Origin of the sequence: Nocardioides sp. LHG3406-4, assembly GCF_049897745.1 — a bacterium.
In the GTDB taxonomy this organism is placed as follows: Bacteria; Actinomycetota; Actinomycetes; order Propionibacteriales; family Nocardioidaceae; genus Nocardioides.
Genome location: NZ_JAFCWV010000012.1, coordinates 1 through 558 on the forward strand (window position 1 = coordinate 1; position 558 = coordinate 558).

At 69.5% G+C, this 558-nt stretch carries 3 protein-coding genes; all 3 read right to left on the reverse strand.

The window, feature by feature from the left end; translation table 11 throughout:
• Positions 1 to 153, reverse strand: a 153-nt coding sequence (locus ACP7BP_RS21370; protein WP_426247716.1) for a biotin carboxylase N-terminal domain-containing protein, incomplete at its 3' end; no start/stop codon positions are given.
• A 25-nt stretch (positions 154 to 178) separates the two neighbouring features.
• Positions 179 to 385: an acyl-CoA carboxylase epsilon subunit gene (locus tag ACP7BP_RS21375; RefSeq protein WP_426247714.1), complete on the reverse strand. Its 207-nt coding sequence runs from the start codon at positions 383 to 385 to the stop codon at positions 179 to 181.
• On the reverse strand, positions 382 to 558 hold a 177-nt coding region (locus ACP7BP_RS21380; protein ID WP_426247717.1), incomplete at its 5' end, for a carboxyl transferase domain-containing protein. The genes ACP7BP_RS21380 and ACP7BP_RS21375, both read right to left, overlap by 4 nt.

Genomic DNA, 558 nt, shown 5'->3' on the forward strand with positions numbered 1-558 from the left:
GAACAACGCATCCCGGTCCGGGTCGGCATAGACCGCCACCGACCCGATCCCCGCGTCCCTGCACGCACGCACCACCCGCACCGCGATCTCACCACGGTTGGCGATCAGGACCTTCTGCAACGGTCGGGTCACGGGGGACTGGTTCACACTCATGTCCTGTCTGTCCTGTCTGTCCTGTTCAGCGGGGCAGGGCGCTGGCCCGCCAGGCACCGGGCCCGGGCGGGAGCGGTCGTCGAGTCGTTCGGGTGGGATCCGACCACCCCGACGGCAGGGGGCGCGTCGGAGTGGCCGGAGTCTGGAGGGCCCGCGTCTGGAAGGCGGAGAGCACCGCGACCAGGACCGCGACGAGGGCGGCGATCTCCTGAGGGGTGGCGTCGCGGGTCATAGGGGGATGTTTCCGTGTTTCTTGGGGGGCAGGGTCTCGCGTTTGGTGTGGAGCAGGCGGAGGGCGCGGGTGATCTCGGTGCGGGTCTCGTGGGGGGTGATGACGGCGTCGATGTAGCCGCGTTCGGCGGCTTGGTAGGGGTTGGCGAGGGTGTCGTCGTAGGTTTGGACGAG